Origin of the sequence: Rhodococcus sp. NPDC060176, from assembly GCF_042728675.1 — a bacterium.
GTDB lineage: Bacteria > Actinomycetota > Actinomycetes > Mycobacteriales > Mycobacteriaceae > Rhodococcus_F.
The window spans coordinates 567,665-591,528 of record NZ_JBHWYS010000001.1 but is presented as its reverse complement, the minus strand read 5'-3'; the positions used below and the strand labels follow the sequence as shown (position 1 = coordinate 591,528).

The following is a 23,864-nucleotide window of genomic DNA, read 5'->3' as shown; positions in this document are numbered from 1 at the left end:
AAGATGAGTCAGGGAACTCGCTTGACGACGGTCCCCGTGACCTCGTCCTGAATCTGGTCGGCATCTATTGCTCGACTCTGCGCCCGACGCGATCGAGTGAAGTAGTAGATGCCGATCACGGCCAGGACAAACGGAACTCCGAACACCAGCGTCATCTTGAAATCGTCGACCCACAACGTGGTGATCAGAATCGCGACCATGAGGGCACCGCCGAGGAGTGTCCCCACGGGAAAGAACGGGATCGTAAAGGAGAGCTTTGTTCCGTCCTCTTTCATCCGCTTGCGAAAGAACCAGTGCGTCACGAAGATCAGTAGCCACGTCGCCATAGCCCCGAACATCGACAACGAAATCATCAAGGTGAATGCCTGCTCGGGAAAGAGCACGTAGACAATTGTCGCGACGGCGATACCCGACGTCGACAGCAACAAGGCGTTGACCGGTGAGCCGTTGGCTCGGACTTTGCCGAGAATTGCCGGTGCGTCACCGGCGCGTGAGAGCGAGAACATCATGCGCGAAGACACGTACAACTGACTGTTCATCGCGGACAGTGCGGCAATGATCACCACGAAGTTCAGCACGCTGTCTGCGCCCGGAATCTTCACGACCTGCATCACCGTGACGAAAGGGCTTCCGCCGCTCAAGATCTTGTCCATCGGAGCGATTGCCAGTATCAAGGCAAGCGTTGCAATGTAAAAGACGAACAGCCGAACGATCGTCACACGGAATGCTTTCTTCACCGCCACTGCCGGGTTTTCCGCCTCACCGGCTGCAATGGCGATCATCTCGATGCTCAAGTAGCTGAAGATCGATACGATCACGGCAAACCACATGCCGGACAAACCATTCGGGAAGAATCCGCCACCCGACGTGTAATTGTGGAATCCATAGTCAGGATTTCCACTACCGAACACGACATACGCTGCCATCACGATGAACGCCACGATCGCGAAGACCTTGATCGTCGAGAACCAGTACTCCATCGTTCCGAAAGCCTTGACGTTGAACATGTTCACCCCAATCAGCACTCCGGAGAACAACACGATCCACAGCCACGACGGTACGTCGGCGAACCAGAACTGCATGTATTCACCGATAGCGGTGACCTCGGTACCGACAGCGAGGACGATGCACGACCAGTAGAGATAGCGAACGAGGAAGCCGATCAACGGTCCGACGTAGAACTCTGCGTACGCACCGAACGAACCCGATGTCGCATGTGCGACGGTCATTTCGGCGAGAGCACCCATCAGCAGCAGGGCGATCAACCCACCGATCGCGTAACTGATGATGACGCTCGGGCCGGCAAATCCGATGGCGAACTTACTGCCGAGGAAGAGTCCGGTGCCGATTGCACCGCCGAGCGCGATCATGCTCATCTGCTTGGGGCCGAGTTCGCGTTTGAGACCTGATTCTCGCTGCTGAATGTTTTTGAAATCACTCATGAAAGCTCCTTGCGAAAGGCGGTACCTCCCGGTCCGCGGAAACTTGGAAGAATCAGGTGACTGCGTCGCGCTCGCGGAATTCGGGGCGATCCCAGGACTTGTTCTCGAGGATGTCTCGCAACACGTCGACGGCGTTCCACACGTCGGCGTAGCCGAGATAGAGCGGAGTGATACCGAACCTCAACACTCCTGGTTCGCGGTAGTCGCCGATGACGCCCCGCGCGATGAGAGCCTTCATGATCGAATAACCCTCGGGATGAACAAAACTCACGTGCGATCCACGACGCTCATGTTCACGTGGCGTGATCAACTCCAAACCGTAGGCAGCGCAACGCTCCTCGACGAGGTCGATGAAGAGATCGGCCAGCGCGAGCGACTTGCTCCGGATGTCGGCCATGTCAGCTTTGAGCGCGACGTCGAGACCACATTCGACAAGCGACAACGACGTGATGGGTTGAGTACCACTCAGAAAGCGCCGTATTCCTGCGCCGGGTTCGTAGGCCGACTCCATCGCAAACGGTCGCGCGTGCCCCCACCACCCGGACAGTGGCTGGATTCCGGTGTTCTGATGACGACGGTTGACCCAGATGAATGCAGGCGAACCTGGACCACCGTTGAGATACTTGTACGTGCACCCGACTGCGAAGTCGGCGTCGGCGCCGCCCAGGTCGACAGCGACGGCGCCAGCCGAGTGTGCGAGATCCCAGATCATGAGCGCGCCACGCTCCTGCACTGCTGCAGTGACTTCCGTCATCGCATACAGGTTTCCGGTGCGGTAGTTGACGTGCGACAACATCACTACGGCGGTGTCCGGTCCTACTGCTTCGGTGAGATCGCCCGGTTGGTCGATCAGGCGTAGTTCGTATCCCTGATCGAGCAGCGAGATGATGCCCTCCGCAATGTAGAGGTCGGTGGGGAAATTGTCTCGCTCGGAGACGATCACCTTCCGGCTGGGATCCTGCGCAGCCGCGATGGACAGTGCGGAGGCCAATGCCTTGAACAGGTTGATCGACGTCGAATCCGTCACTACCACTTCGCCTTCACCTGCTCCCAGCAACGGGGCAAGTTTGTCACCGAGGCGAACAGGGAGGTCGAACCATCCAGCCTCGTTCCAACTGCGAACCAAGCCGTTGCCCCACTCGTCGCCGATCACTCTCGCGGCGTATTCCTGTGCAGCAATGGGACGCGCGCCGAGCGAGTTTCCGTCGAAGTAGAGGACGCCCTCTGGAATCGCGAACTCGCGGCGGAACTCCCTCAGGGGATCCACTGCGTCCACCTTGACGCAGTCTTCCAACGAAAGGGTGGTTGTCGATGTCATGACGATTCTTCTCCTGCATGTGTCGGCGTTGAAAGTGATGAAGGCAGAGTCCGGAGCACGGCGCGTACCGGGCTGGCATCGAGGTCGAGGAACTTCAGCGGCAGGGCGATCAACTCGTAGTAGCCTTCGTCGACGTCGTCGAGGCAAAGTCCTTCGAGGATCGCGACGCCACGATCGCTTGCCGCGTGGTGCCCGTCCATGGTCTTGCTGTCCATCGGATCGAACGAGGCGCCGTCGATTCCGATCAGAACTCCACCGCGGTCGGCGAACCAGTGGGTCAGCTCCGGAGAAACACCGGCGAAGTCGTTGTCCCACTCGCGCGGGTACTTCGGGTACGTCCTCAGAATCAGCCGTTGCGGCAGATGGCCGCCGAGTCGCTCCACCGTCTCTTCGACGGGCCTGATGCGGGCGGCACCGTCGACCCCCGTCATGTCGACCACCAGTGCTTCGCCGAGATAGGGCTCGAGGGGGACAGAACCGATGGTCGCGCCGTCGATGCGAGTGTGCGCCGGGGCATCGGCGTGAGCACCGATATGCGGAGTGGTGGTGATTCGGTTGATCGTGACGGCGTCGCTGCCGCCGAGGTCTGACGTGACAGCGCGGGTGAAGGCAGTATCGCCTGGCCACACGGGCGTCGATTCGGAGATCGGCGGGCTGATGTCGATCACCCGTGCCACCCAGTCGCCCGCGTGTCCGTCGCCCGTGTGTCGGCCGATCCTCGGAAGCATCCAGACCCCTTCGTCGCAACAGTCGACTGTGCTGATCTCGACCATTTGATAATTCGATGTGTTTGGCAAAAGCTAGAATCATCAACGGGCGCGGTCAATAGTTGCTGAATATTTTCGCGACGACAGGGAGAAATCGGATGATAAATGCGATCGAACGGGCAGCTGCCGCGGCGCGGCCGAATCATGTTCGGCTCGACGACGTCGATACGGCGATTCTCCGCGAACTCGTCCGGGATGCACGCATCCCCAACAATGCACTCGCCGAGAAGGTCGGGATAGCGCCGTCGACCGCCCTGGCGCGGATGCGCGCTCTACGCGAATCGGGCGTCATCAAGGGGTTTCACGCAGACATAGACCTCGAGCTACTCGGCCTCGAGATCTCGGCGATGGTGTCGATTCTGATTCACTCCCACGCCAGGAGTCGGATGACGGAAATTGCCGAGCACCTGAGCGGACTGGATTCCGTTCAGCGAGTGTTCCTGATGAGTGGGGACCGTGATCTTCTGGTGCACGTGTCGTGCGAATCCCCTACTCGGCTTCGCGATTTCGTCAGCGCGCACCTCAACGATCCGGCCATCGCCAACACACAGACCAACCTGATCTTCAGCGAACTACAACAGGGCGATTGAACAACAGGGGCGATTGAACGACAGCAAGATTGAAACAAGGGTGGCCGAGGAACACCCCGTCTAACGATTCTCGAACACTCTACGAGCGAAGCTCGCCCAGATGTAGAGATACGAGCTCGGCGAGATGCACGGCAACCTGATCCAACGGACGCACCGATCGCGACGAGATGGCGAGGACCGCGGCGCCCTCTATCGCGCACACCGTCGTCGCGGCAAGTGATCGGGCCACGGACTCACCTACCCCCGCGCGCTCGAGCTGCGCGGCAAGCAGGTTCATCCAATCGTCGAATACCTCCGCGGCAACTGCCGGCGCCAAGGGAGCCTCGGTGCCACCCAGTGCCGCAGCGACGATCGGGCATCCGGCGGTGAAATCACTGGCTTCCAGTGTGTCCTTCCACATCTGAACGAAGGCGACAAGACTCTCGACAGGACCGTCCGTCGCGGTGAATTCCGCGATGATCGAACTCATCAGCTGCCCGGCCACCCGCGTGGACTCCTCGACGAGCTGTGCCTTCCCCCTCGGGAAGTTCTGATAAACCGAGCGCCGAGCGGTATCGCTCCGAGCCAGCAAGTCGGTGATTCCCGTACCGGCAACGCCGCGTTCCCGCACGAGGGCGATCGTGCCTGCGATGAGCCGTTCTCGCGGACTCGGTGTTTCTCGCGGACTCGGTGTCATGAGTATCCATCCTCGGGTTCAGCGACCGACCCTTGCGGTAGCACGATCAGTCTACTATCTTATCCAGAATACGTTACTGCCATTCACATATACATGGCCGAGGCGCTCGGGTACACCCCGCCGTCACATCCACGAAGGACTTCACATGACAGCCTTGAACCAACCTTTTCCTCGCGTGGCGACACGGTTCGTCGAAGCCTCGGACGGGGTACGACTGGCAGTGTTCGAGCGGGGGAACCCGAGTGGGCCGACAGTTCTGTGCGTGCACGGATTTCCCGATGACCACGAGGTCTGGGACGGAGTGACCAGCGAACTCGCGTCGACGATGCGTGTGGTGACTTTCGACGTGCGAGGTTCGGGAGCGTCCGGGCACCCGAACCGGATCAGGGACTATCGACTCGACCAGTTGGCAGACGACATCGGTCGGGTACTCGACGAGGTCTCGCCCGGGCGTCCGGTGCATCTGGTCGGGCACGATTGGGGTTCTGTGCAGGCCTGGCATGCCGCCACCGCTTCAGCACAGAGGCACCACTTCGCGTCGCTGACCTCGATCTCCGGACCTTGCCTCGATCACGTTCCCTATTGGATACGGTCACGCCTCGCAGCGGGACCCGCCGGCTGGAAAGACATTCTGGGACAGTGGAAGTCGCCGATATACATGGGCTTCTTCCAGCTCCCGTGGATTGCTCCGCTGGCGTGCCGGCTAGGCCTGGTCGACCGCACGATCACTCTGGCCTCGCGTCTCGAAACTTCGAGCTCCGACAAGGCAACGCCTTCCGCCGCCGTCTCGGCGCACCGCGCACGCGAGAATCGCAACGCCCTCCGGATCTACACCGCAAACTTGCTTCCGCGCCTGCTTCGCCCGCAACAGCGCACCACTGATCTACCCGTACAGGTTCTTGCTCCCCGTCGGGACATCTTCATCACTCCCGCAAGCCAAGTCGACATCGGTCGCTGGGCAGCCGATTCACGGGTTCACTCCGTCGACGGCGGTCACTGGATACCTCTGTTCAACCCGACAGTCGTTGCCGATCTCGTGCGGTCCTTCGCCCGGGAGCACGCAGAAGAAACCACCGAATCGAACGGAGAACCACGATGAGCGCACACACCGACGTCGACACAGACGCAGACAAGGTCGCCCTCGCAGCCCGAAACGTGTCCTGGGACTGGACCGGGCTGCCGATGCACTACTTCGACGCCAATCCGTTCGCTACGCACCTGGCAAACGGGATGAACATGCTCCTGCCCGAGGGCGAAGTGTTCTTCGTCGACGTCTTCCAACAAGCACTGCCCCTGATCAAGGACGACGCCGTTCGCGCGGACGTGATCGGGTTCATCGGCCAGGAAGCGACACATTCCTCGGCACACCAATCGCTGCTCGAGTATCTCAATGGCGAGGGACTCGACACCGAACCGTTCGTCGAGCAGATCCGGTGGATGTTCCGCAGCCTTCTAGGCGACCGTGATCTCACCGGACGCAAAGCCCAGTCTTGGCTCCTCGAACGTGTCGCTCTCGTCGCCGCCCTCGAACACTTCACTTCCTACCTCGGGGATTGGGGGCTCAACGCCCGAGGCTGGGACAAAACCCTCGACCCGAAAGTCCTCGATCTGTTCCGCTGGCACCTGGCCGAGGAAGTCGAACACCGCCATGTGGCGTTCGACCTCTTCACCCACCTCGACGGCGGCTACCTGCGAAGAGTACGTACTTGGATAATCGCTGCACCGATGCTCGTCATTCTCTGGGTGCGGGGCATTCGCTACATGATGTCAGTGGATCCTGCGCTCGGCGGAAACACCCGGCGGATCAAGCTCCGCGATGTTCGCCTGGCGATGAAGAAGGGCCTGATGCCAAGTCCGTGGAGCCTGACACGGATGTTCTTCGAGTACTTCCGCCCCGGCTACCACCCGTCGCGGTACGGCTCGACCAGCCAAGCAGTTGCCTACCTCGCCTCGTCACCGGCAGCTCGCGCCGCCGCCTGAGTAACGCACACCGCCCGATCTGGAGTACGCGAATGACCCGATTCAGTCCCCCACCCGTACCTGCGTCCCTGCGCCGACCACACAAACCTGACCGACTGATGTCCGGCCTGCAGTCCCTGATCCGCGGATACTCCGCCGTGACCAGCCGGGTACGGATCATCGAACCCACCCCCGTCGACCGAAAACTGAACCTCGTAGTGACAGAGACGAACCTCGAGGCCGACGGAGTGCGGAGCCTGCGTCTGGAATCCGCAGACGAGAGCGTCCTGCCGCGGTGGTACCCGGGCGCACACATCGATCTGACGCTCCCTTCGGGAACGATCAGGCAGTACTCGCTCTGCGGCGATCACACCGATACGCGTAGTTACCGGATCGCGGTCCGCCGGATCCCTGACGGCGGAGGAGGATCGACCGAGATTCACGATCGAGTGACTACGGGTACCGCACTCACCGGAGGCGGCCCTCGAAACGCGTTTCCCTTCGCGTACCCGCACCTGGCACGAGCAGACATCTCCCGCGTCACCTTCATCGCCGCAGGCATCGGTATCACCGCGATTCTGCCCATGGTGCGTGCCGCGGCGTCGTCGTATGTCGATTGGCATCTGACCTACCTCGGCCGGGACACCCGGTCCATGCCGTTTCTGGGCGAGATCAGCGAATTGGACTCCAACCGGGTCCGGATCCTCACCGGCCCGCGCCGCCCGGCCGCAGAACTGCTTACACACGCCGGCCCAGCTACGTCCGTCTATTTCTGTGGCCCGCCGGCCCTCCTGACCGACATTCGAGCCGAATTCGACCGAACAGGCTCCGCCGGGCTGCATTTCGAGAGATTCATCCCCGAACCTGTTGTCGGGGGAAAGCCCTTCGAGATCCGATTTGCCCACAGCACGGATTCGATCGACGTCGCCGCGGACCAGTCAGCGCTCGCTGCAATAAGAACCGCAAGGGCCGATGTGAGGTACTCGTGTCAGCAGGGATTCTGCGGCACGTGCCGAGTACGGGTCATCAGCGGAGAGGTCGACCGCCGAGGACGATCAGCGTTCCTCGACGAACCAGACACCATGCTCATCTGCACCGATCGAGCCAACTCCGCCCAACTCACCATCGAACTGTAACCGTGATTGATCAATCCAAGCCCAGCGTGAGAGGCTGACCAACCATGTCGACGTCCGATTCCGTCACACCACTTTGCCCGCCGGAATTAGCCTCCGGCGCCAAGAGATTCGCAGTTCGCCCCGGCTTCACCGGCCTGCATTGGACAAACGTGGCCAAACAATTGTCGCCCGGCGGCCGGGAAATCCTTCGCAGAGACTTCGTCCCGGTTGCGGTCGAAACATTCACCGGAACAGCCCCGGAGTTCTGGAGCGACTGGCTCTCCGATGCCAAACTTGATGACCTCAAGGGTCTGGTCGTCGTGCTCGATGCGAGTGGTACTCCCGCAGCCTGGGTCGCAAGCAATCAACGAGAATTCGGCGGACGGTCATGCTTCTATGCCAACTCGGCGGGAGTGCACCCGAACTACCAAGGGTCAGGTCTCTCGAGCGCAATTTGGCGAGAACTGTTGCGTAGCGCAATCGTTGAATCGGCGCCGCGCAGACTGTATGCGGTCATGCGTACAGCCAACCCCATCGTCTACGGCGCGTGGTCGGCAGGCGCAGGTGGACTCGACAAGGCATATCCGTCGCCGATCTCCACCGAAATTCCCGATCGCGTCCAGCGAATCGCGAAGGACGCAGCAGCGTACCTGGGTCAGCTCGACCGACTCGACCCGAACACTTTGATCATCGAAAATGCCTACGAACACACCGAGAACGGCCTTTGGACCGAACGGCCCACGTCAGATCAAGACTCCGTCGACAGCTGGATGCAGGCCACCCTCGGCCCGAAAGACGCGATCATGCTCGTCGTGGCATTCGACCCGATCCCCTTGCTGTTCGACGAGATCGTGCGAACCGTGCGCATACGTTCGGGAATCGGCACAGCCGGGTCGTCGAGGAGCTCCCGCAAGGCGTGAGGAGATCGTCCACAATCAGCGGAGATCACCAACTAAGGTCGAAGTATGTTGCCGCTGGGGTTGTCCATGCTCTGGGAAACGGTGGAGCCGGAAGCTGCGCTGGAAGAGCGATTCGGATTCAACAGCTTTGGCGCAGCCACCCGTTGGGTCTCGGCGGTACTCGAGCAGACTTGGGGATTGACGGCCCTCGAGTGCTCGCGAATGGCGATCAGTGACCAGAACGCGATTGTGTGGGTTGCAAGCGACCGAGGTGGGCTGGTGGTGAAGTGGTCGCGAGCCACAGAGCACTTCGCGAACCTGGAGGCGTCGACGCGCCTGCTGAGCGCACTCGCCGCGCAGGGCGTGCCCGTTCCGTCGCCGATCACGTCCCTGAACGGATTGGACCGGGAAACACTGCTGGTCCGGGAAAAACTGGAAGGCCCATCATGCGCAGTGTCATTCGCCGTACTGCCGGAGTTGGCGGGAGATTGGTTGGACGTGCAGGACCACTCGGCGGTCCGGTCGGCCGGAGCCTGTCTGGCAGAGATACACCGAACGCTCGGCGCCACCCATGTCGACGGATCGGTGTTCTCGTCGCGCAGCACCGGACTGAAGGAGCGCATCGGTGGCTGGCTGGAGAATTTCGACCGCGGGTTTGCGCCTGAGGCAACGCGTAGGCTCGTGGGCCTCCTGGCGCGTGCGACCGAGCTCGATGACCAAACTCAACTGGTACACAACGACTTCCGTGCAGCCAACATCTTGACTCGAAACTCTCGGACCACCGGATTACTCGACTTCGACGACGTGGTGATCGACCACCGGGTGAGCGACCTGGCCAAGGCAAGCGTCTATCTGGGCACCCTGTTCACCGATTGGCGACCGACACCGATGGCGGTACGGCAGAGCCTGCGCGCCGGCTACGAATCCGTCCGTCCCCTCAGCCGATCCGAGTCGGAATGGTTCGAGATCCTCGAGCTGTGGCACGGCCTGATGGCGATCCCCGATGAGAACGACACCGCCGGTTGGGCCTCCGCGTTGTGACGAAAGTGGGGACGCCGGTACCGGCGTCCCCACTTTCGATCTGATCACATCAGGATCCGGCGCGGATCCATTCTTCGAGGTGCGGTGCCTCGACACCGATCGTCGTGCCGTCGCCGTGACCGGTGTGAACCTTGGTCTCGGCGGGGAGCGCGAACAGCTTGTCGCGAATGGACCCGATGATGGTCGGGAAGTCTGAGTACGACCGCCCCGTTGCGCCGGGTCCACCGGAGAACAAGGTGTCGCCGCTGAACAGTTCCCCCGCCTCGGGCAGGTAGAGGCACGTCGACCCCGGCGAATGGCCGGGTGTGTGGATGGCCAGAATATCCGTGCCCGCCACAGCAATACGCTGATCATCTTCCAAGCTCAGATGCTTCACCCCGGGGTGAGTCATCTCCCAGAGGACATCGTCGGCCGGGTTCAGGTAGATCGGAGCGTCGAGCTTCTCGGCCAGCTCCGGCGCAACCGTGACGTGATCGTTGTGACCGTGGGTGCAGACGATTCCGATCACCTTGCGTCCGCCGACAGCGTCGATGATCGGCTGCGCGGTGTGAGCTGCGTCGACGATCACCACTTCGTTGTCGTCACCGATCAGCCAGATGTTGTTGTCGACGTCCCACGTTCCGCCGTCGAGACTGAACGTGCCCGAAGTGACTACACGATCCACACGCAATGTCACAGGACTACCACCGAACGGAGGACCTCGCCGCGGTGCATCGTCTCGAATGCCTTCTCCACCTCGTCGAGCTTGATGCGCTCGCTGACGAACTTCTCGAGCGGCAGACGCCCCTGCTGGTACAGGTCGACCAGAACGGGGAAGTCACGCTCGGGCAGGCAATCGCCGTACCACGACGACTTGAGGGCTCCGCCGCGCGAGAAGAAGTCCACCAGTGGCATTTCCAGCTTCATGTCCGGCGTCGGAACTCCCACCAGCACTACGGTTCCCGCGAGGTCACGGGCGTAGAACGCCTGCTTCCACGTCTCCGGGCGGCCGACTGCGTCGACAACCACGTCGGCACCGAAACCTCCGGTCAGCTCCTGGACCGCCTCGACGACGTCGTCGACCTCGGTGGCATTGATCGTGTGCGTGGCACCAAGTTCATTGGCCCACTCCAGCTTTCGGGGATCGCGGTCGATCGCGATGATGGTGTTGGCACCGGCCAGCCGTGAACCCATGATCGCTGCGTCGCCGACGCCGCCGCAACCGATCACGGCCACCGAATCACCGCGTCCGACGTTGCCGGTGTTCATCGCGGCGCCCATGCCGGCCATGACGCCGCAACCGAGCAGTCCGACAACAGCCGGATCGGCCGAGGCGTCGACCTTGGTGCACTGGCCTTCGTGAACCAGCGTCTTGTCTGCGAATGCGCCGATGCCGAGTGCCGGCGTCAGTTCGGTGCCGTCTTCGAGCGTCATCTTCTGCTCGGCGTTGAACGTGTCGAAGCAGTACTGCGGGCGGCCACGCTTACATGCACGACACTGCCCGCATACGGCACGCCAGTTGAGGACGACGAAGTCGCCCACCTCGACGTGAGTGACACCGGGGCCGACGCTCTCGACGATGCCCGACGCCTCGTGCCCGAGCAGGAACGGGTACTCGTCGTTGATTCCGCCGTCGCGGTAGGTCAGGTCGGTGTGGCACACACCGCACGCTGCAATGGCGACCACTACCTCGTTGGCGCCGGGATCGGGAATCGTGATGGGGACGATTTCGACGGGGGCACCCTTGGATCGGGCGATGACGCCGCGTACCTGCTGTGGCATGGCTTTGCTCCTGGCTTCGTGCGATTTGAGGACGTGTCGTCACATGACGCCGTGTTTTCACATTGCGATATGTGCACTCGTTGAAAGGTTAGCCCGAAGCAGGTGCCCGCAACCCTGGTCGAACTGACTGACCGACCTAGCCGAAAGGACTAGGGCGCGGGCTTCACGCCGGCCTCGGCGCCCGCGGCGGCGGCCGCGCCCCGACTCTCGACGCCCAATTTCCGCAGGACCCCGGCAACATGAAACTTGACTGTGCTCTCACTGACACCGAGTCGCTCCGAGATCGCCTTGTTGCGCCGTCCGGCCACCAGATGCTCGAGTACCTCGAACTCCCGCGGTGCCAGTTCTGTGAGGACGTCGCGATTCGGTAGGGCGACGGGGGCGTCGAGCGGGATGGTTGCGCTGATCCGATTCCCCCACCCAGGCGTCGACTCGGATTCGACGGTTCCACCCAAAGTCTCTACCCGAGAACGTAATTGACGTTCCACATCGACCACGTCGGCTTCACCGCCGCCGTCGTCGCGAATGTCGATCGAGAGTGAGGCCGCGTCGAGGGTCCAGGCCACCCGGATACGCGAGAGCGTCTGCTGATCCGACAAGGCCAAGACCGCGCCGCGAACCACTGCTCGGGCGCCGTGCGCCACTTCGCCGGGCAGACCGCGACCGTCGACGGGTGGCTCCACCAACTCCAACGCGATTTCCCGATGCTTGAGCAGCGAACGCAATTCCCCACGCATCCGTGCAAAAGCCGTGGTGGTCGACTCTTCGGCCAACTCGCGGTGCACGTCGACGGCTGAACGCAGGCCGATCAGAGCCGAGGCCGCAGTCTCCCTTGCCGAGGTTCGCGCTCGTGTGTCGTCGAGATCAGCCGAGCGCAGCGTCGCCAGCATCGTCTCGAGGGTGGCCGCATGCACCTCGGTCATCTCTGCGACGGTGCGTGCCCGCTCGGACGACGCTGCCCGCGACTCGGCGAGATACGCAGGGCTCGCGTTCCGGACCTGGAGCTGAATTCCGGTTGCAGTCACCGCGAACAGTGCCTGGATCAATTCGAGGGATGCCGCCTTCACCGGTCCGGGGTGCGGCGTCAGCAAGAGGAGGGTGTCTGTTCGATCGAGCATCGCGAGCACTTCACGGTCACGGCCGGCGATAGCGCACTTTCCCCGAAAGATCTGTCCGACAGTGAGATCTGTACGGATACGGTCGAGTTCGGCGATGGTCACACGATCGACGACAGTTGGATCCCCGGCAACCTTGCGCGGCCTACCGGTGCACTCTCGGGTGAAGATCACCAGAGAGGTGTGCGGCACCATATCCGCGATCAGCGTCGAAAATCGTCGGCCGATTTCGGGAAGTGGTCCCACCAACACGTCTCGAAGGGCGGTGATCAGTAGCGCATTGTCGGTGGTGCTCACCGTTCAACGATAACCATCCGGTTCACTGGTGCAGCGTGGTCTTCATGAGCATCACGTTGTAGTCGGACCACGTGGTAGCGAGAAAGTAGAGGTCCTGCCCCTGCGACCAGGGGTGCATGTACGCACCGTAGAGTCCCGGAACCGCGTCGGTGCCGATCACGACGTCCGGTGCGCTCCACGGTCCGGTCAGGTCCGAGGCCGTCCGCAGCACCAGCGCTCCCCACTCGTTGGAGTACATCGCGACGAACTTGCCGAGATAGTTGTTGTACTGCACCGACAGTTCGCTGACATCCCCGTCGAGAACTACCGCCGCGGCAGCGGGATTGTTGGGGACCCACGCCTTTCCGTCCCAGTATTCGTACGCCGCGACGTCCGCGATGGAGGCTTCCTTCACCCGCGAGAGTCGTCCCTCGCCGAAACGTCCAGCTGGGGTACCGAAGTTGTAGACATAACCACCGTCTTTGACAAAGGAGCCCATCTGGAAGTTGTCGTTACCCGTCAACGGCAGATTCGGCCGGGACGAGGCCGGTTCGATCTGCCAGGTCTCACCGTTGTCGTGCGAGGACGCGATCTGCGAGAAGTTGGTGACCCACTCGCCCGACCCTCCCCACGAACGAATCGACATGTAGTTGACGTACTGAACGCCGCCAACCGAGATACCCGTCGTCGGAATGCTGCTGGTTTCGACGCCGGTGACTTTCAGACTTCCGATGATCTCGCGTGAGTGATTCGGCCGGTCGGTCGGTGAGGAGTCGATGTTCATGCCGTCGGACAAATTTCCGTCCGAGCTACGGAACAGAACGTTGCTGCGCCAGTCGCCGACCACCCCGGAGCACAGGGGATCAGATCCGATACCGACGGTGTCACCGAAAGCTGTCAGGACCTGACCTGCACCGTTGTCCCACATGATGCCGAGATCCGTGCCGAGAACGTTGAACCGCTCGACGGTTTGGTTGGGGCTGAGCGCGCCCGTGATGTACTCGACCGCCGAGGTGCGGCCCTGCAATTCCGGCAGTTTGCCATCCGTGCCGTTGAGCCAGGGAATCGGATTGGTCGGCCCGCCTGTTTGATCCAAGCTGCCGGTGACGTTGCAATCCCACGGGGATGCATGCGCTTGGGTTGCCCCCAAGACCGCGGTCGACGCGAGTACACACGTCACTGCTGCTGTCGATATCTTCCGTATCCGGCGCATCGCTCCCCTTTCGCGGGGGAGATCCGGACTCTACGAGGTGTTGCTCGACCGGATCGGTTCATCCACCCACGGGAACACAAGGTAACAGGTAAATCGGCCAATCTAGACAAAACGGGCTTATTTGGTGGAGATGGATTTCAACCATTTTTCCATGACTGTCGTCGCTGTCTCCAACCCCTGAGCTTCGGCAGCTCCCAGCTGCGCCATGAAGATGCGCGGACCATCTGCTCCCAGCGAAGCATGCAGCGAGTCGCGATACTCGGCCAGTTCCATCCACTCGCGCGCCACCGCGGAGGACGCTTCGAGGTGAAACTGAACGGCGTAACTCTGCTTGTATCGGAAGAGTTGATTCGGATACTTGGCAGAACCAGCGAGCCGTACTGCGCCGTCCGGAATATCGAAGGTATCCGAATGCCATTGCATCGCAGGAAAAGTGGAGGGCAGACCTCCCCACACCGGATCTTGCCGCCCCTCGGCAGTCAAGGTGATGTCCTCAACTCCGACTTCGGGTACCGCTCCCGTGTAGACGGGAGCACCCAGCGCCGCGGCGAGCAACTGCGAACCCAAACACACTCCCCACACCGGGACGTCGTTCTCGACCAGATCGCGAATGTACTCGATCTCGGATGCCAGCCACTCGACCTCAGCTTGATCGCCGACGCCCATCGGCCCACCCATCACGATCACGGCGTCGAACCGTCGATGCGCCGGAAGTGGGTCGGTGCCCAGAAGAACAGTCTGCACGTCTCCGTAGCTCTCCAGGACAGGCGAATACGCCGCTGGGGGTTCACACTGCGCGTGTCGTAGTTCCAGAAAATGCATGTAGGCAATTCCTCTCGAATCCGGTGCCGAAAGCCTATGGTTCTATTCGATATAAGGCACATCGGCGGCGTGTGATGTGCTCTGCGCTCGAATCTCCCCCTTTCCTCAACCATTTACCGACAAGGAACGTCTGTGCGCGCACCACACCTCTTTTCGACATCGATTCGCCCGTCCTCAGTTGCCGTTCGCATCGCACTCAGCGCATTCGCCTTGGCGTCACTTGCCGCATGCTCGGGAACAAGCACCGACAGCAAGGCTGAATCAACATCCATCGCGACCACCACCGCGACCTCGACAACTCAACCCACGACGACTCAGGCACCATCGACCACCTCGGCGGCCGTTACGACGAATTCTCCGCTGGTCACGACCCCAGTCGCCGCGGAAGTGACGCCCGCTGCAGCTCCCGCGATCATGCCCAACGTCGTGTGCATGAATCTTCAAGATGCGCAGGACACCATTCAGTCGGCCGGAGTCTTCTTCTCGAGAAGTGCTGACGCAACTGGCGCGGGTCGACGCCAGCTGGTCGATTCCAACTGGATTGTCGTCGATCAGACACCCCCTGCCGGAAGTCCTTTCGGGGAAATCGAAGCCGTGCTCTCGGCCGTCAAGATCGGCGAACCGAACCCCTGCTGATCGACTGAGTTTTCGAACTTCGCCATTCCGGGAACACTGCGCCCTACTTGACAACTACCTCCAACCTCCTTCACTGTAGTCAACATTACTAGTATCCAATATATTGGATGCGAAAGGTTGGTTTGCAACATGAAGGTGCAACGAAGACGACAGAGCGGCCACTCGCCGGCGGCCATGAGCGAACACGTCATCGGCATACTCGGAGGCATGGGGCCCGCCGCTACTGCCGACTTCTACTCCAAACTCGTTGCCTTGACGCCAGGTTCGACGGATCAGGAGCACCCCAAAGTTGTCATCTGGGCCGATCCCACCGTTCCCGACCGGACTTTGGCGCTCACCGAGAACGGCCCGGACCCCACCCCCTGGCTGATCCGCGGTGCACACGTCCTCCGAGAGTCGGGCGCAACGACGCTCGCCATCCCGTGCAATACCGCCCACGCCTTCCTGCCCGGCATCTCGTCCCAACTGGGACTTCCCGTGGTCCACATGATCGACGAAGTTGCGCGGCACATCCGGACACTCTCACCGGCCGTGACGTCCATCGGACTATTGGCCACCACAGGAACGGTCCGCACCGGGTTGTATCAACAGTGGCTGTCCGAATACTCGATCGACGTCCTGCTGCCCGAACCGGCGATCCAGGATGAATTGGTCATGCCGGCGATCCGAGCCATCAAGAGCGGCAACGTCGGACTCGAGACCACCGACAAACTCGTCAGGGCCGCCGATCTTCTCGCCGAATCGGGCGCGCAGGTAGTCGTGGCCGGCTGCACCGAGATTCCACTCGGACTCCCTGCCGGTGCCACAACCTGTCAGATCATCGATCCGGCAACAATTCTCGCCCGCGCTCTGCTCCTGCGCGTTGCGGAGGCTCGGAAAGACGCTTCAACGGCGCACTCGGGCTGACCAGCGGCGGGCGGCCTGCAGAGTACGATATCCAGTATGTTGCGTGACGGTAAACCGGTTGAGCGAACACGAATGAGCGACATCGCTCTCGAACGCATTCGCGAAGCGATCGTCACCGGTGAACTGGCCCCGGGATCGAAGATCAAGGACAGCGAGCTCGCCGAGTATCTGGGCCTGAGCAGAACTCCGGTCCGCGAAGCACTGGCAAGGCTTGTCGACACCGGACTCGTGGAAGCGAAACCCGGTGCGTACACACGCATCACAAGCCTCGACCGCGGCGACGTCGAAGCAACACTCGCAGTCATCGAAGCTCTCGACCAACTGGCCGTCGTCACCGCAGTACCGAACCTCACCGACGAGATGATCGGGGCAATGCGTTCCGCCAACAAGGACTTCGCTGCCGCCGTCAAGCGAAACGACATAGGCCGAGCCCTGACCGCAGACGATCGCCTACACAGCGTCATCATCGATGCTGCGGCAAATCCGCTGTTGAAGAAGCTGATCCACCAAGTTCACCCACAAATTCACCGCATCTACTACCGCAAGTTCTCGAGCCTTCTCGGCAGCCAGGACTCCGTCGACCATCACAACAAGCTGATCGACCTGTGCGCAGACCACGACGCCGAGGCGGCAGCGACATTGTCGGCCGAACATCGACGCCACCTCGGCGGGCTGATCGGTGAACTCTTCGACGCCGACGAGTTCACTCTCGCGGACTGACCGACGCTCCAAAGTAAGTTCGGCGCTTGCCTATATTGGCCATCACCGATATAAATGACTGATGCATGCGTTCGACGTTCTCGGAGACCCCGTTCGGCGGCGAATCCTGGAACTCCTGTCCAACGGAGAACGCTCGGCGGGTCAGATCGCAGAAGCCGTGGCAGCGGAGTTCGGAATCTCCCAACCGACCGCGTCCGGACACTTGCGAGTGCTCCGTGAAAACGGATTCGCCACCGTACGCAGCGAAGGCACCAGGCGTCTCTATGCCGTCGAGCCCGCGCCACTGCAAGAAGTGGACCACTGGCTCGACGGATTCCGGCAGTACTGGAGCGGACCTCTCGACGCATTGGCCACAGAACTCGCACGCGGGAAACGACGCGGTTCCGGACGGAGCAAATCTTCACAATCGAATTCTTCCGAAGAAGGGGACTCACAATGACCGAGATCGCGAGCCAGGACACCAGCCTCACCGCGGTAGAGCGGCGCATGGGCAACCGCGAGATAGCCGAAGGTTCGGCTCTAACAGCCGTACTCAAGCGCCGCTACAACGCGTCGGTCGACGACGTCTGGGACGCCATCACAACCCCTGACCGCATCAACCGCTTCTTCCTCCCGGTGAGCGGAGACTTCCAGGTGGGCGGCTCTTACGCTTTCGAAGGCCAGGCGAGTGGCGAGATCCTGGCCTGCGACGCTCCGCACCTACTGCGACTGCAATGGACCCCACCCGGCGATCGCGGATACAGCGACCAGGTCGAGATCCGTTTGACGGCAGACGGACCCGACGCCACCTGGCTCGAGTTGGAGCACGCCTCCGTAGCCGATGTCTTCCGCAACGACCCGGACACCGGCTGCTACGGCGTCGGAACCGGATGGGAAGGCCCGCTTCACTACCTGGGCGAATACCTGCGCGGCGCTCTTCCTGATGCGCCGAGCACCGAGTGGTACACCTTCGACGAAGCAGAGGAGCTTCGTCTGGCCAACTTCCGCGGGTGGGAGTGGGCAAAGATCGAGGAAGAGCACGGCGGCCGGTAACGCCCAATTCTTCGAAAACGGTCACAGGATGGCCGTTTGCTTTGTATCGTGACCGAGCTGGACGTATGTCCAGCAGTTTTGGTGGCTTTCTTTCGTGCCACAACTGCTTCGGTCCACGAGAAGAGAGCTCCACATGGCGCCACAACCCGTCGTCGACAACCCGACCACGACGCGACGCACGCACATCATCCGGACAGTTCTCGCTGTCCTCGTGATCGCGCCACTGTCGATTGCGGCGTTCTACATGTGGGCACTGTGGGATCCGGGCGACACGGTCAACCGCTTGCCCGTCGCCATCGTCAACGCGGATGCGGGCACAGAACTCGACGGCACCAGTCTCCAAGCCGGAGACGAGGTTGTTGCCGCGCTCGTCAAGAGCGGTGACGTTGCATGGAAGGTCGTCTCGGAACAGGAAGCCGCCGACGGCGTCAACGACGGCACCTACTACTTCTCCGTGGTCATTCCGAAGACTTTCAGCGCGGATGTGGCGAGTGCCGCATCGGGTTCGGGCCGGAAAGCCGAGCTCGACGTCTTATACAACGACTACAACAGTCTGGTCGCCGGCCCGGTCGGTGAAAGCATCATCGCTCAGGTGCGCTCGGCGGTCTCCGAGTCGATCGGTGAGCAGTCCATCGACCAGGTGCTGGTCGGGTTGGGTGAACTCGGAACAGGATTCGGCGAAGCCGCCGCAGGCGCGCAACAGCTTTCCGACGGGTCCTCCGAAGCGCTTGCCGGAACCAACGAGCTCTACGCTGGAAGCAAGGAACTCGCCACCGGTATGGGTGAAGCAAATCAGGGCGGCAAGGAGTTGGCCGCCGGAGCCGGCGAGCTGGCCGCTGGGGCAAACGAAGCTGCTGCGGGCTCGGGCGAGCTGAGCGCCGGACTCAACCAGTTGGTCGGGGGAACAGACGAACTCGGCGCTGGAGCTCGTCAGATCAGCGAAGTGGTCGACATGGTCACCACCCCGGTACTCGACCTTGCCGGGTCCTCCGACGCCGTCGTCGGTCAGATCGATGCCCTCACATCGATGCTTCGGAACTCGACCGATCCGGTCTCCGCCGGACTCGTCGACGCGCTCGGCGGACTGCGAGCCTCCCTGACCGCGCAACCGTCGGACGACGACGTGATCGGTCAGCTCGGCCAGCTTCGCGACGGTGCGCGGGAAATCTCGCGGCAACTCACTGATCCGAGCAGTGACTACCGCGGTGGCCTGCTCGCAGCGGCGGCAGGCGCAGGTGAACTCAACACCGGCCTGGGCCAACTGTCCGACGGCGCAGGCCAACTCGCTACCGGCGCGCAGGAACTCTCCACAGGCCTCGGCCAGCTGGACACCGGAAGTATTGCGCTCCGTGACGGTCTCGGTCAGCTCGCGGCCGGCGTCGGCGAGCTCGACGCGGGTAGCGCGGAACTGGCCACCGGTTTGTCCGACGGTGCCGCCCAGGTACCGCAATTCACGGACGACGAGCGCGCCACCACGGCCAATCTGCTCTCTTCCCCCGTTGCCGTCGATGCGCGGAACAACTATCCCGCAGCCGGATTCGGACCGGGAGCGGTCCCAGCCGTGATTTCGGTGGCATTGTTCCTGTGCGGAATTCTCACCTGGTTCGTCGTCCGCCCCCGACGCGGACGTTCGCTGAACTCGCACACGAGCGTGGTGCGTGAGGGGCTGCGCCGCTACCGCATTCCCGCCCTGGTCACCTTGGTCGCGGCGCTCGTGTTGTCGGTGGTGTCATTGACCGTGGCAAACGTCGAACCACCGAGTGTCCTCGCGATGATCGCGGTGATGATCCTGGTAGGTGCCGCCGCGGTCAGCTCGGGCAGGCTCTTCACTGTTGTGTTCGGAGCCGTCAACGGAACCTTCATCGCTTTGGGTGCCTTGATGATTCAGATCTTCGCGTTCGGTGCGGTATACCCCATCGAACAGATGCCGACGGTCCTGCAGTGGCTGCACGCTCTGATGCCACTGACGTGGGCGCGCAACGCCATGCGCATGGTCCTTGTCGGATACTACGGCCCGAAATTCTGGCTGGCAGTACTCGCTCTGGCCGCCTTGGTGATCGGAGCCGTGCTGTTCACCATCTGGTGGCGCCGCCGACAAGAACCGCCCACCGACGCCGACGCCGACGACGACGCGCCGATCACCGAGGAGATCGTGTACCTCCAGCCGACGAAATCGTGAGACGGCGCAAACGTAAGTCGGATCAGCGAACGAGCGTCGTACGCATCAACATGACGTTGTAGTCGGCCCACGTGGTGGCAAGGAAGTACAGATCCGAGCCGCTGGACCACGGGTGGATGTATGCGGCGTAGATACCGGGAACCTCGACCAGATTGACCAATGTTTCCGGTGCCGTCCACGGACCGACCGGACTGGGAGCGGTTCGCATCACGATCGAACTGAACGCGTCGGCGTACATCGCGACGAACTTGCCGAGAAACTCGTTGTACTGAACGGAGACCTCACCGATGCGGCCGTCCATGACGGGTACGGCCGCAGCGGGATCGGCGCGGATCCAGCCACTTCCGTTCCAGTATTCGTAGGCGGAAAGATCGAGTATCGATCCCTCGGAGACGCGAGAAAGTCGAACCTCACCGGATCGTCCCGCGGGCGTTCCGTAGTTGTAGACGAACCCGCCGTCCTTCACCATCGAGCTCATCTGGAAGTTCTCACTACCGGCAACAGGACCGACACCAGCGGGAAGAACTCCACCGATGTTGGGGCGCAGCGTTTCCGGACGCGTGGTCCAGGTTTCGCCGTTGTCGGACGACGTGGCCATCTGTGAGTAATTGGTGCTCCACTGCCCAGCTTCGCCCCAGTTTCGCACCGACATGTAGCTCAGATACTGCACACCGTTCACGGCGATGCCGCTGGTGGGGATACTGGAAGCCTCGACGCCCGGAATCTTCAGACCGGAGATTATCTCGCGAGCCTGACCGGTGCCGTCCATCGGCGCACTGTCGATGCGCATCCCGTCAGCCAGTACCCAGTCCGAACTGCGGAAAAGCACATTGCTACGCCACTCGCCCACCAAACCGTCACAGGCGGGGTTGCGGCTGAGCCCGGTGGTGTCACCGAAAGCGGTCAGAATCTGACCGGCACCGTTGTCCCACATGATGCCGAGGTCGGTGCCCAGGACGTTGAAGCGATCAACCGTCTTGTTGGGACTATATGTCCCGGTGACCTTTTCGATGGCGGCAGTACGACCGGACAGTCCGGGCAACCCTCCGGTGTTGCCGTTGAGCCACGGCGCCGCATTGGCCGGCCCTCCGGTACTACCGACACCACTCACACCGACGCATCCCGGCGCCGCAGCGGCCGGCGATGCCACCGCCGTGACGGCAGCAACTGCAAGCGCAGCGACCACCCCGAACACCCCCAACGATCTCCCCGCGCGAAACATGACTCCCCCAAGGCCGGGATTGTTGGTGTTGTTGTCGTAGTTCCCCCCGAACCTCGGACAATCTAGCAACTGCAGTCACAGATAACCCAATCAGACAAAAACGTGAAAAGGCCTGAAAGTCATAGCAGTTCAGACTTTCAGACCTTTTCGGACAGCGGAGATCAGTCAGTGGGTCAGCGCGTTCCGCTCGCGCCGCCGTCGAGTGGGATCACCGTCCCGGTCACATAAGCCCCGGCACGCGAAGACAGGAAGATAGCAAGACCTGCGGCATCCTGCGGAGTTCCGACCCGGCCCAACGGGACCGAGTCCGCCACAGCCTTTGCACTCTGCTCGTCTTCGAGAAGGAAGGCCATCATTTTCGACGGGAACGGACCCGGTGCAATGGCGTTGACCGTGATCTGCTCCCCCGCAAGCGTTGCCGCCAACTTGCGCGTCAACATGTGCACCGCAGCCTTGCTGGCTCCGTACGAGAAGTTCTCCGAACCCGAAACCACGAGCCCGTCGATCGATCCGATATTGATCACGCGTGCTGGATCTTCCGCAGTGGCCGCAGAACGCAACTGTGGCAACAGCTTCTGAGTCAAGAGGAAGATCGCTTTGACGTTGATGTCGAAAATCTTGTCGAAGCCGGCAGCCGGAAAATCGTCGACGGGAGCACCCCACGTGGCACCGGCGTTGTTGACCAGCACATCGAGCGTCGGCGAAATCTCGGCGACCTTCGCAGCGAGGCTCTCGATCCCCTCGTCCGTGGACAGATCCGCCGGATGCGAAATGCAGGTCCCGAACTCGGAAAGTTCCCGCGCGGCTTCGTCACATGCTTGCGCCTTGCGGGCCGAAATGACTACCGTCGCTCCGCCTTCGACAAATCCACGAGCGATCATGTATCCGATACCGCGTGATCCACCGGTGACCACGACAGTCTTTCCACTGACGTCGAACAGTCCCTCGATCAAGCTCATGCGACCTCGAAAAGCCCGGCAGCACCCATGCCGCCGCCGATGCACATGGTCACGACCACGAGCTTGGCTCCGCGCCGTTTGCCTTCCAGGAGTGCGTGGCCGACGAGACGAGCACCTGTCATTCCGTACGGATGGCCCACGGAGATACCGCCGCCGTCGACGTTGTACTTCTCGGGATCGATGCCGAGCTTGTCGCGGCAGTACAGAGCTTGAGAAGCAAATGCCTCGTTCAGTTCCCAGAGATCGATGTCGTCGATCTTCAGCCCGTGCAGGTCGAGCAGACGTGGAATCGCGAATACCGGGCCAATTCCCATCTCGTCCGGAGCGCAACCCGCGACAGCCATGCCGCGGTAGATGCCGAGAGGAGCCAGGCCGCGACGTTCTGCCTCACCGGCCTCCATCAGCACCGATGCGGACGCGCCATCTGATAGCTGAGACGAGTTGCCCGCAGTGATGGAGGAATGAGCACTGACGGTCCCGTCGGCAAGCACCGGGCGCAGGCTCGCGAGGCCCTCCAACGTGGTGGACGCGCGGTTACCTTCGTCGCGAGTCAGCGTGACCGACTCGGTGCCGATCTCACCGGTTTCCTTGTTCTGCACCTGCTTGATCGAAGTCAGTGGCACGATCTCGAGATCGAAGCGGCCGGCTTCCTGAGCTGCTGCGGTCCGCTGCTGCGAGACGAGCGCGAACTCGTCCTGCTGCTCACGGGTGACGCCGTAGCGTTCAGCGACGATCTCGGCAGTGTGCAGCATCGGCATGTAGATCGACGGTTTGTTTTCCTTCAGCCACGGATCGGCCGCGCGGAAGTTGTTCATGTGATCGTTCTGGACCAACGAGATCGATTCGACGCCCCCGCCGACCGCGATCTGCATTCCGTCGTCCACGATCTGCTTGGCTGCGGTTGCGATCGCCATGAGCCCGGATGAGCACTGACGGTCGATCGTCATTCCGGAAACCGAGTCCGGAAGCCCGGCCCGCAGTACAGCTTGCCGCGCGACGTTGCCGCCGGAGGATCCCTGCTGCAACGCGGCGCCGAGGATGACGTCCTCGACCTCGCCACCCTCGAGGCCAGCGCGCTGCACTGCATTCGAAATGGCATGTGCAGCAAGCTCTTGAGCCTGAGTGTTGTTGAACGCGCCGCGGTAAGCCTTACCGATCGGGGTACGGGCGGTGGAAACGATGACAGCTTGCCTCATCGGGGAAACCTTTCGTCGAA

General features: G+C 61.8%; 24 protein-coding genes. 12 read left to right on the top strand and 12 right to left on the bottom strand.

Features of this window, described 5'->3' with window-relative positions; all coding sequences use genetic code 11:
* Nucleotides 1–8 precede the first annotated feature (8 nt).
* From ACFWEM_RS02730 to kynB, 3 genes are read right to left on the bottom strand one after another with little or no spacing between them, the layout of a single operon-like run.
* Nucleotides 9–1,442, bottom strand: a complete 1,434-nt coding sequence (locus ACFWEM_RS02730) for an amino acid permease (RefSeq protein WP_378530932.1) — start codon at nt 1,440–1,442, stop codon at nt 9–11.
* Nucleotides 1,443–1,494: 52 nt separating this feature from the next.
* Nucleotides 1,495–2,760 carry a kynureninase gene (gene kynU, locus ACFWEM_RS02725; RefSeq protein ID WP_378530930.1) on the bottom strand — a complete coding sequence of 422 codons (1,266 nt, stop codon included), beginning with the start codon at nt 2,758–2,760 and terminating at the stop codon, nt 1,495–1,497.
* On the bottom strand, nt 2,757–3,533 hold the full coding sequence (kynB, locus tag ACFWEM_RS02720; RefSeq protein WP_378530927.1) for an arylformamidase: 777 nt from the start codon (nt 3,531–3,533) through the stop codon (nt 2,757–2,759). The genes kynU and kynB overlap by 4 nt, the downstream gene beginning before the upstream one ends.
* Nucleotides 3,534–3,625: 92 nt before the next feature.
* Between kynB and ACFWEM_RS02715 the strand changes: the two genes are divergently transcribed.
* Nucleotides 3,626–4,117 (top strand): Lrp/AsnC family transcriptional regulator, encoded by a 492-nt coding sequence (locus ACFWEM_RS02715; protein ID WP_378530925.1) that lies wholly within the window; start codon nt 3,626–3,628, stop codon nt 4,115–4,117.
* A 79-nt stretch (nt 4,118–4,196) separates the two neighbouring features.
* Here ACFWEM_RS02715 and ACFWEM_RS02710 read toward each other — a convergent pair whose 3' ends face one another.
* On the bottom strand, nt 4,197–4,793 hold the full coding sequence (locus ACFWEM_RS02710) for a TetR/AcrR family transcriptional regulator (RefSeq protein ID WP_378530923.1): 597 nt from the start codon (nt 4,791–4,793) through the stop codon (nt 4,197–4,199).
* Between the two features lie 145 nt (nt 4,794–4,938).
* Here ACFWEM_RS02710 and ACFWEM_RS02705 point away from each other — a divergent pair, with 145 nt between their 5' ends.
* From ACFWEM_RS02705 to ACFWEM_RS02685, 5 genes are read left to right on the top strand one after another with little or no spacing between them, the layout of a single operon-like run.
* Complete coding sequence (locus ACFWEM_RS02705) at nt 4,939–5,892, top strand: alpha/beta fold hydrolase (RefSeq protein ID WP_378530921.1); 954 nt, start codon at nt 4,939–4,941, stop codon at nt 5,890–5,892.
* Nucleotides 5,889–6,773, top strand: a complete 885-nt coding sequence (locus tag ACFWEM_RS02700) for a metal-dependent hydrolase (RefSeq protein WP_378530919.1) — start codon at nt 5,889–5,891, stop codon at nt 6,771–6,773. The genes ACFWEM_RS02705 and ACFWEM_RS02700 overlap by 4 nt, the downstream gene beginning before the upstream one ends.
* A gap of 32 nt (nt 6,774–6,805) precedes the next feature.
* Nucleotides 6,806–7,888 carry a PDR/VanB family oxidoreductase gene (locus ACFWEM_RS02695; protein WP_378530917.1) on the top strand — a complete coding sequence of 361 codons (1,083 nt, stop codon included), beginning with the start codon at nt 6,806–6,808 and terminating at the stop codon, nt 7,886–7,888.
* A 44-nt stretch (nt 7,889–7,932) separates the two neighbouring features.
* Entirely contained in the window at nt 7,933–8,787 is an 855-nt protein-coding gene (locus ACFWEM_RS02690) for a GNAT family N-acetyltransferase (protein WP_378530915.1), read from the top strand.
* A 45-nt stretch (nt 8,788–8,832) separates the two neighbouring features.
* Nucleotides 8,833–9,807, top strand: coding sequence for a phosphotransferase enzyme family protein (locus ACFWEM_RS02685; protein ID WP_378530913.1), 975 nt, complete (start codon nt 8,833–8,835; stop codon nt 9,805–9,807).
* A 49-nt stretch (nt 9,808–9,856) separates the two neighbouring features.
* On the opposite strand, the gene ACFWEM_RS02680 is transcribed toward ACFWEM_RS02685, so the two are convergent.
* The 5 genes from ACFWEM_RS02680 to ACFWEM_RS02660 all read right to left on the bottom strand — a co-directional run bounded on the left by ACFWEM_RS02680 (nt 9,857) and on the right by ACFWEM_RS02660 (nt 14,994).
* Nucleotides 9,857–10,483 carry an MBL fold metallo-hydrolase gene (locus ACFWEM_RS02680; protein WP_378530911.1) on the bottom strand — a complete coding sequence of 209 codons (627 nt, stop codon included), beginning with the start codon at nt 10,481–10,483 and terminating at the stop codon, nt 9,857–9,859.
* The gene (locus ACFWEM_RS02675; RefSeq protein WP_378530909.1) at nt 10,480–11,568 is read right to left on the bottom strand and encodes an S-(hydroxymethyl)mycothiol dehydrogenase; all 1,089 of its coding nucleotides are present in this window, start codon (nt 11,566–11,568) and stop codon (nt 10,480–10,482) included. The genes ACFWEM_RS02680 and ACFWEM_RS02675 overlap by 4 nt, the downstream gene beginning before the upstream one ends.
* Before the next feature lie 149 nt (nt 11,569–11,717).
* On the bottom strand, nt 11,718–12,980 hold the full coding sequence (locus tag ACFWEM_RS02670; RefSeq protein WP_378530907.1) for a LuxR C-terminal-related transcriptional regulator: 1,263 nt from the start codon (nt 12,978–12,980) through the stop codon (nt 11,718–11,720).
* Nucleotides 12,981–13,002: 22 nt separating this feature from the next.
* Nucleotides 13,003–14,172, bottom strand: coding sequence for a DUF4185 domain-containing protein (locus ACFWEM_RS02665; RefSeq protein ID WP_378447416.1), 1,170 nt, complete (start codon nt 14,170–14,172; stop codon nt 13,003–13,005).
* Nucleotides 14,173–14,289: 117 nt separating this feature from the next.
* Nucleotides 14,290–14,994 carry a type 1 glutamine amidotransferase gene (locus ACFWEM_RS02660; RefSeq protein ID WP_378530905.1) on the bottom strand — a complete coding sequence of 235 codons (705 nt, stop codon included), beginning with the start codon at nt 14,992–14,994 and terminating at the stop codon, nt 14,290–14,292.
* 132 nt (nt 14,995–15,126) lie between these two features.
* On the opposite strand from ACFWEM_RS02660, the gene ACFWEM_RS02655 reads away from it, so the two are divergent.
* The 6 genes from ACFWEM_RS02655 (at nt 15,127) to ACFWEM_RS02630 (ending at nt 20,467) form a co-directional block, all read left to right on the top strand.
* The gene (locus ACFWEM_RS02655; protein ID WP_378530903.1) at nt 15,127–15,630 is read left to right on the top strand and encodes a PASTA domain-containing protein; all 504 of its coding nucleotides are present in this window, start codon (nt 15,127–15,129) and stop codon (nt 15,628–15,630) included.
* Nucleotides 15,631–15,759: 129 nt separating this feature from the next.
* Nucleotides 15,760–16,536 carry an aspartate/glutamate racemase family protein gene (locus ACFWEM_RS02650; RefSeq protein WP_378530901.1) on the top strand — a complete coding sequence of 259 codons (777 nt, stop codon included), beginning with the start codon at nt 15,760–15,762 and terminating at the stop codon, nt 16,534–16,536.
* Nucleotides 16,537–16,572: 36 nt separating this feature from the next.
* Nucleotides 16,573–17,256 (top strand): GntR family transcriptional regulator, encoded by a 684-nt coding sequence (locus ACFWEM_RS02645; protein ID WP_378530899.1) that lies wholly within the window; start codon nt 16,573–16,575, stop codon nt 17,254–17,256.
* A gap of 61 nt (nt 17,257–17,317) precedes the next feature.
* The gene (locus ACFWEM_RS02640; RefSeq protein WP_378530897.1) at nt 17,318–17,695 is read left to right on the top strand and encodes an ArsR/SmtB family transcription factor; all 378 of its coding nucleotides are present in this window, start codon (nt 17,318–17,320) and stop codon (nt 17,693–17,695) included.
* On the top strand, nt 17,692–18,288 hold the full coding sequence (locus ACFWEM_RS02635; protein ID WP_378530894.1) for an SRPBCC domain-containing protein: 597 nt from the start codon (nt 17,692–17,694) through the stop codon (nt 18,286–18,288). The genes ACFWEM_RS02640 and ACFWEM_RS02635 overlap by 4 nt, the downstream gene beginning before the upstream one ends.
* A gap of 133 nt (nt 18,289–18,421) precedes the next feature.
* Nucleotides 18,422–20,467 carry a YhgE/Pip family protein gene (locus tag ACFWEM_RS02630; RefSeq protein ID WP_378530892.1) on the top strand — a complete coding sequence of 682 codons (2,046 nt, stop codon included), beginning with the start codon at nt 18,422–18,424 and terminating at the stop codon, nt 20,465–20,467.
* A 22-nt stretch (nt 20,468–20,489) separates the two neighbouring features.
* Here the strand turns inward: ACFWEM_RS02630 and ACFWEM_RS02625 are convergent, their stop codons facing one another.
* The 3 genes from ACFWEM_RS02625 to ACFWEM_RS02615 form a co-directional block, all read right to left on the bottom strand.
* Nucleotides 20,490–21,689, bottom strand: coding sequence for a DUF4185 domain-containing protein (locus tag ACFWEM_RS02625; RefSeq protein ID WP_378530890.1), 1,200 nt, complete (start codon nt 21,687–21,689; stop codon nt 20,490–20,492).
* A gap of 173 nt (nt 21,690–21,862) precedes the next feature.
* The gene (locus ACFWEM_RS02620; protein ID WP_378530888.1) at nt 21,863–22,648 is read right to left on the bottom strand and encodes a RhlG family 3-oxoacyl-ACP reductase; all 786 of its coding nucleotides are present in this window, start codon (nt 22,646–22,648) and stop codon (nt 21,863–21,865) included.
* Nucleotides 22,645–23,844, bottom strand: a complete 1,200-nt coding sequence (locus ACFWEM_RS02615) for an acetyl-CoA C-acyltransferase (protein ID WP_378530886.1) — start codon at nt 23,842–23,844, stop codon at nt 22,645–22,647. Before ACFWEM_RS02615 ends, ACFWEM_RS02620 begins: the two co-directional genes overlap by 4 nt.
* Nucleotides 23,845–23,864 lie beyond the last annotated feature (20 nt).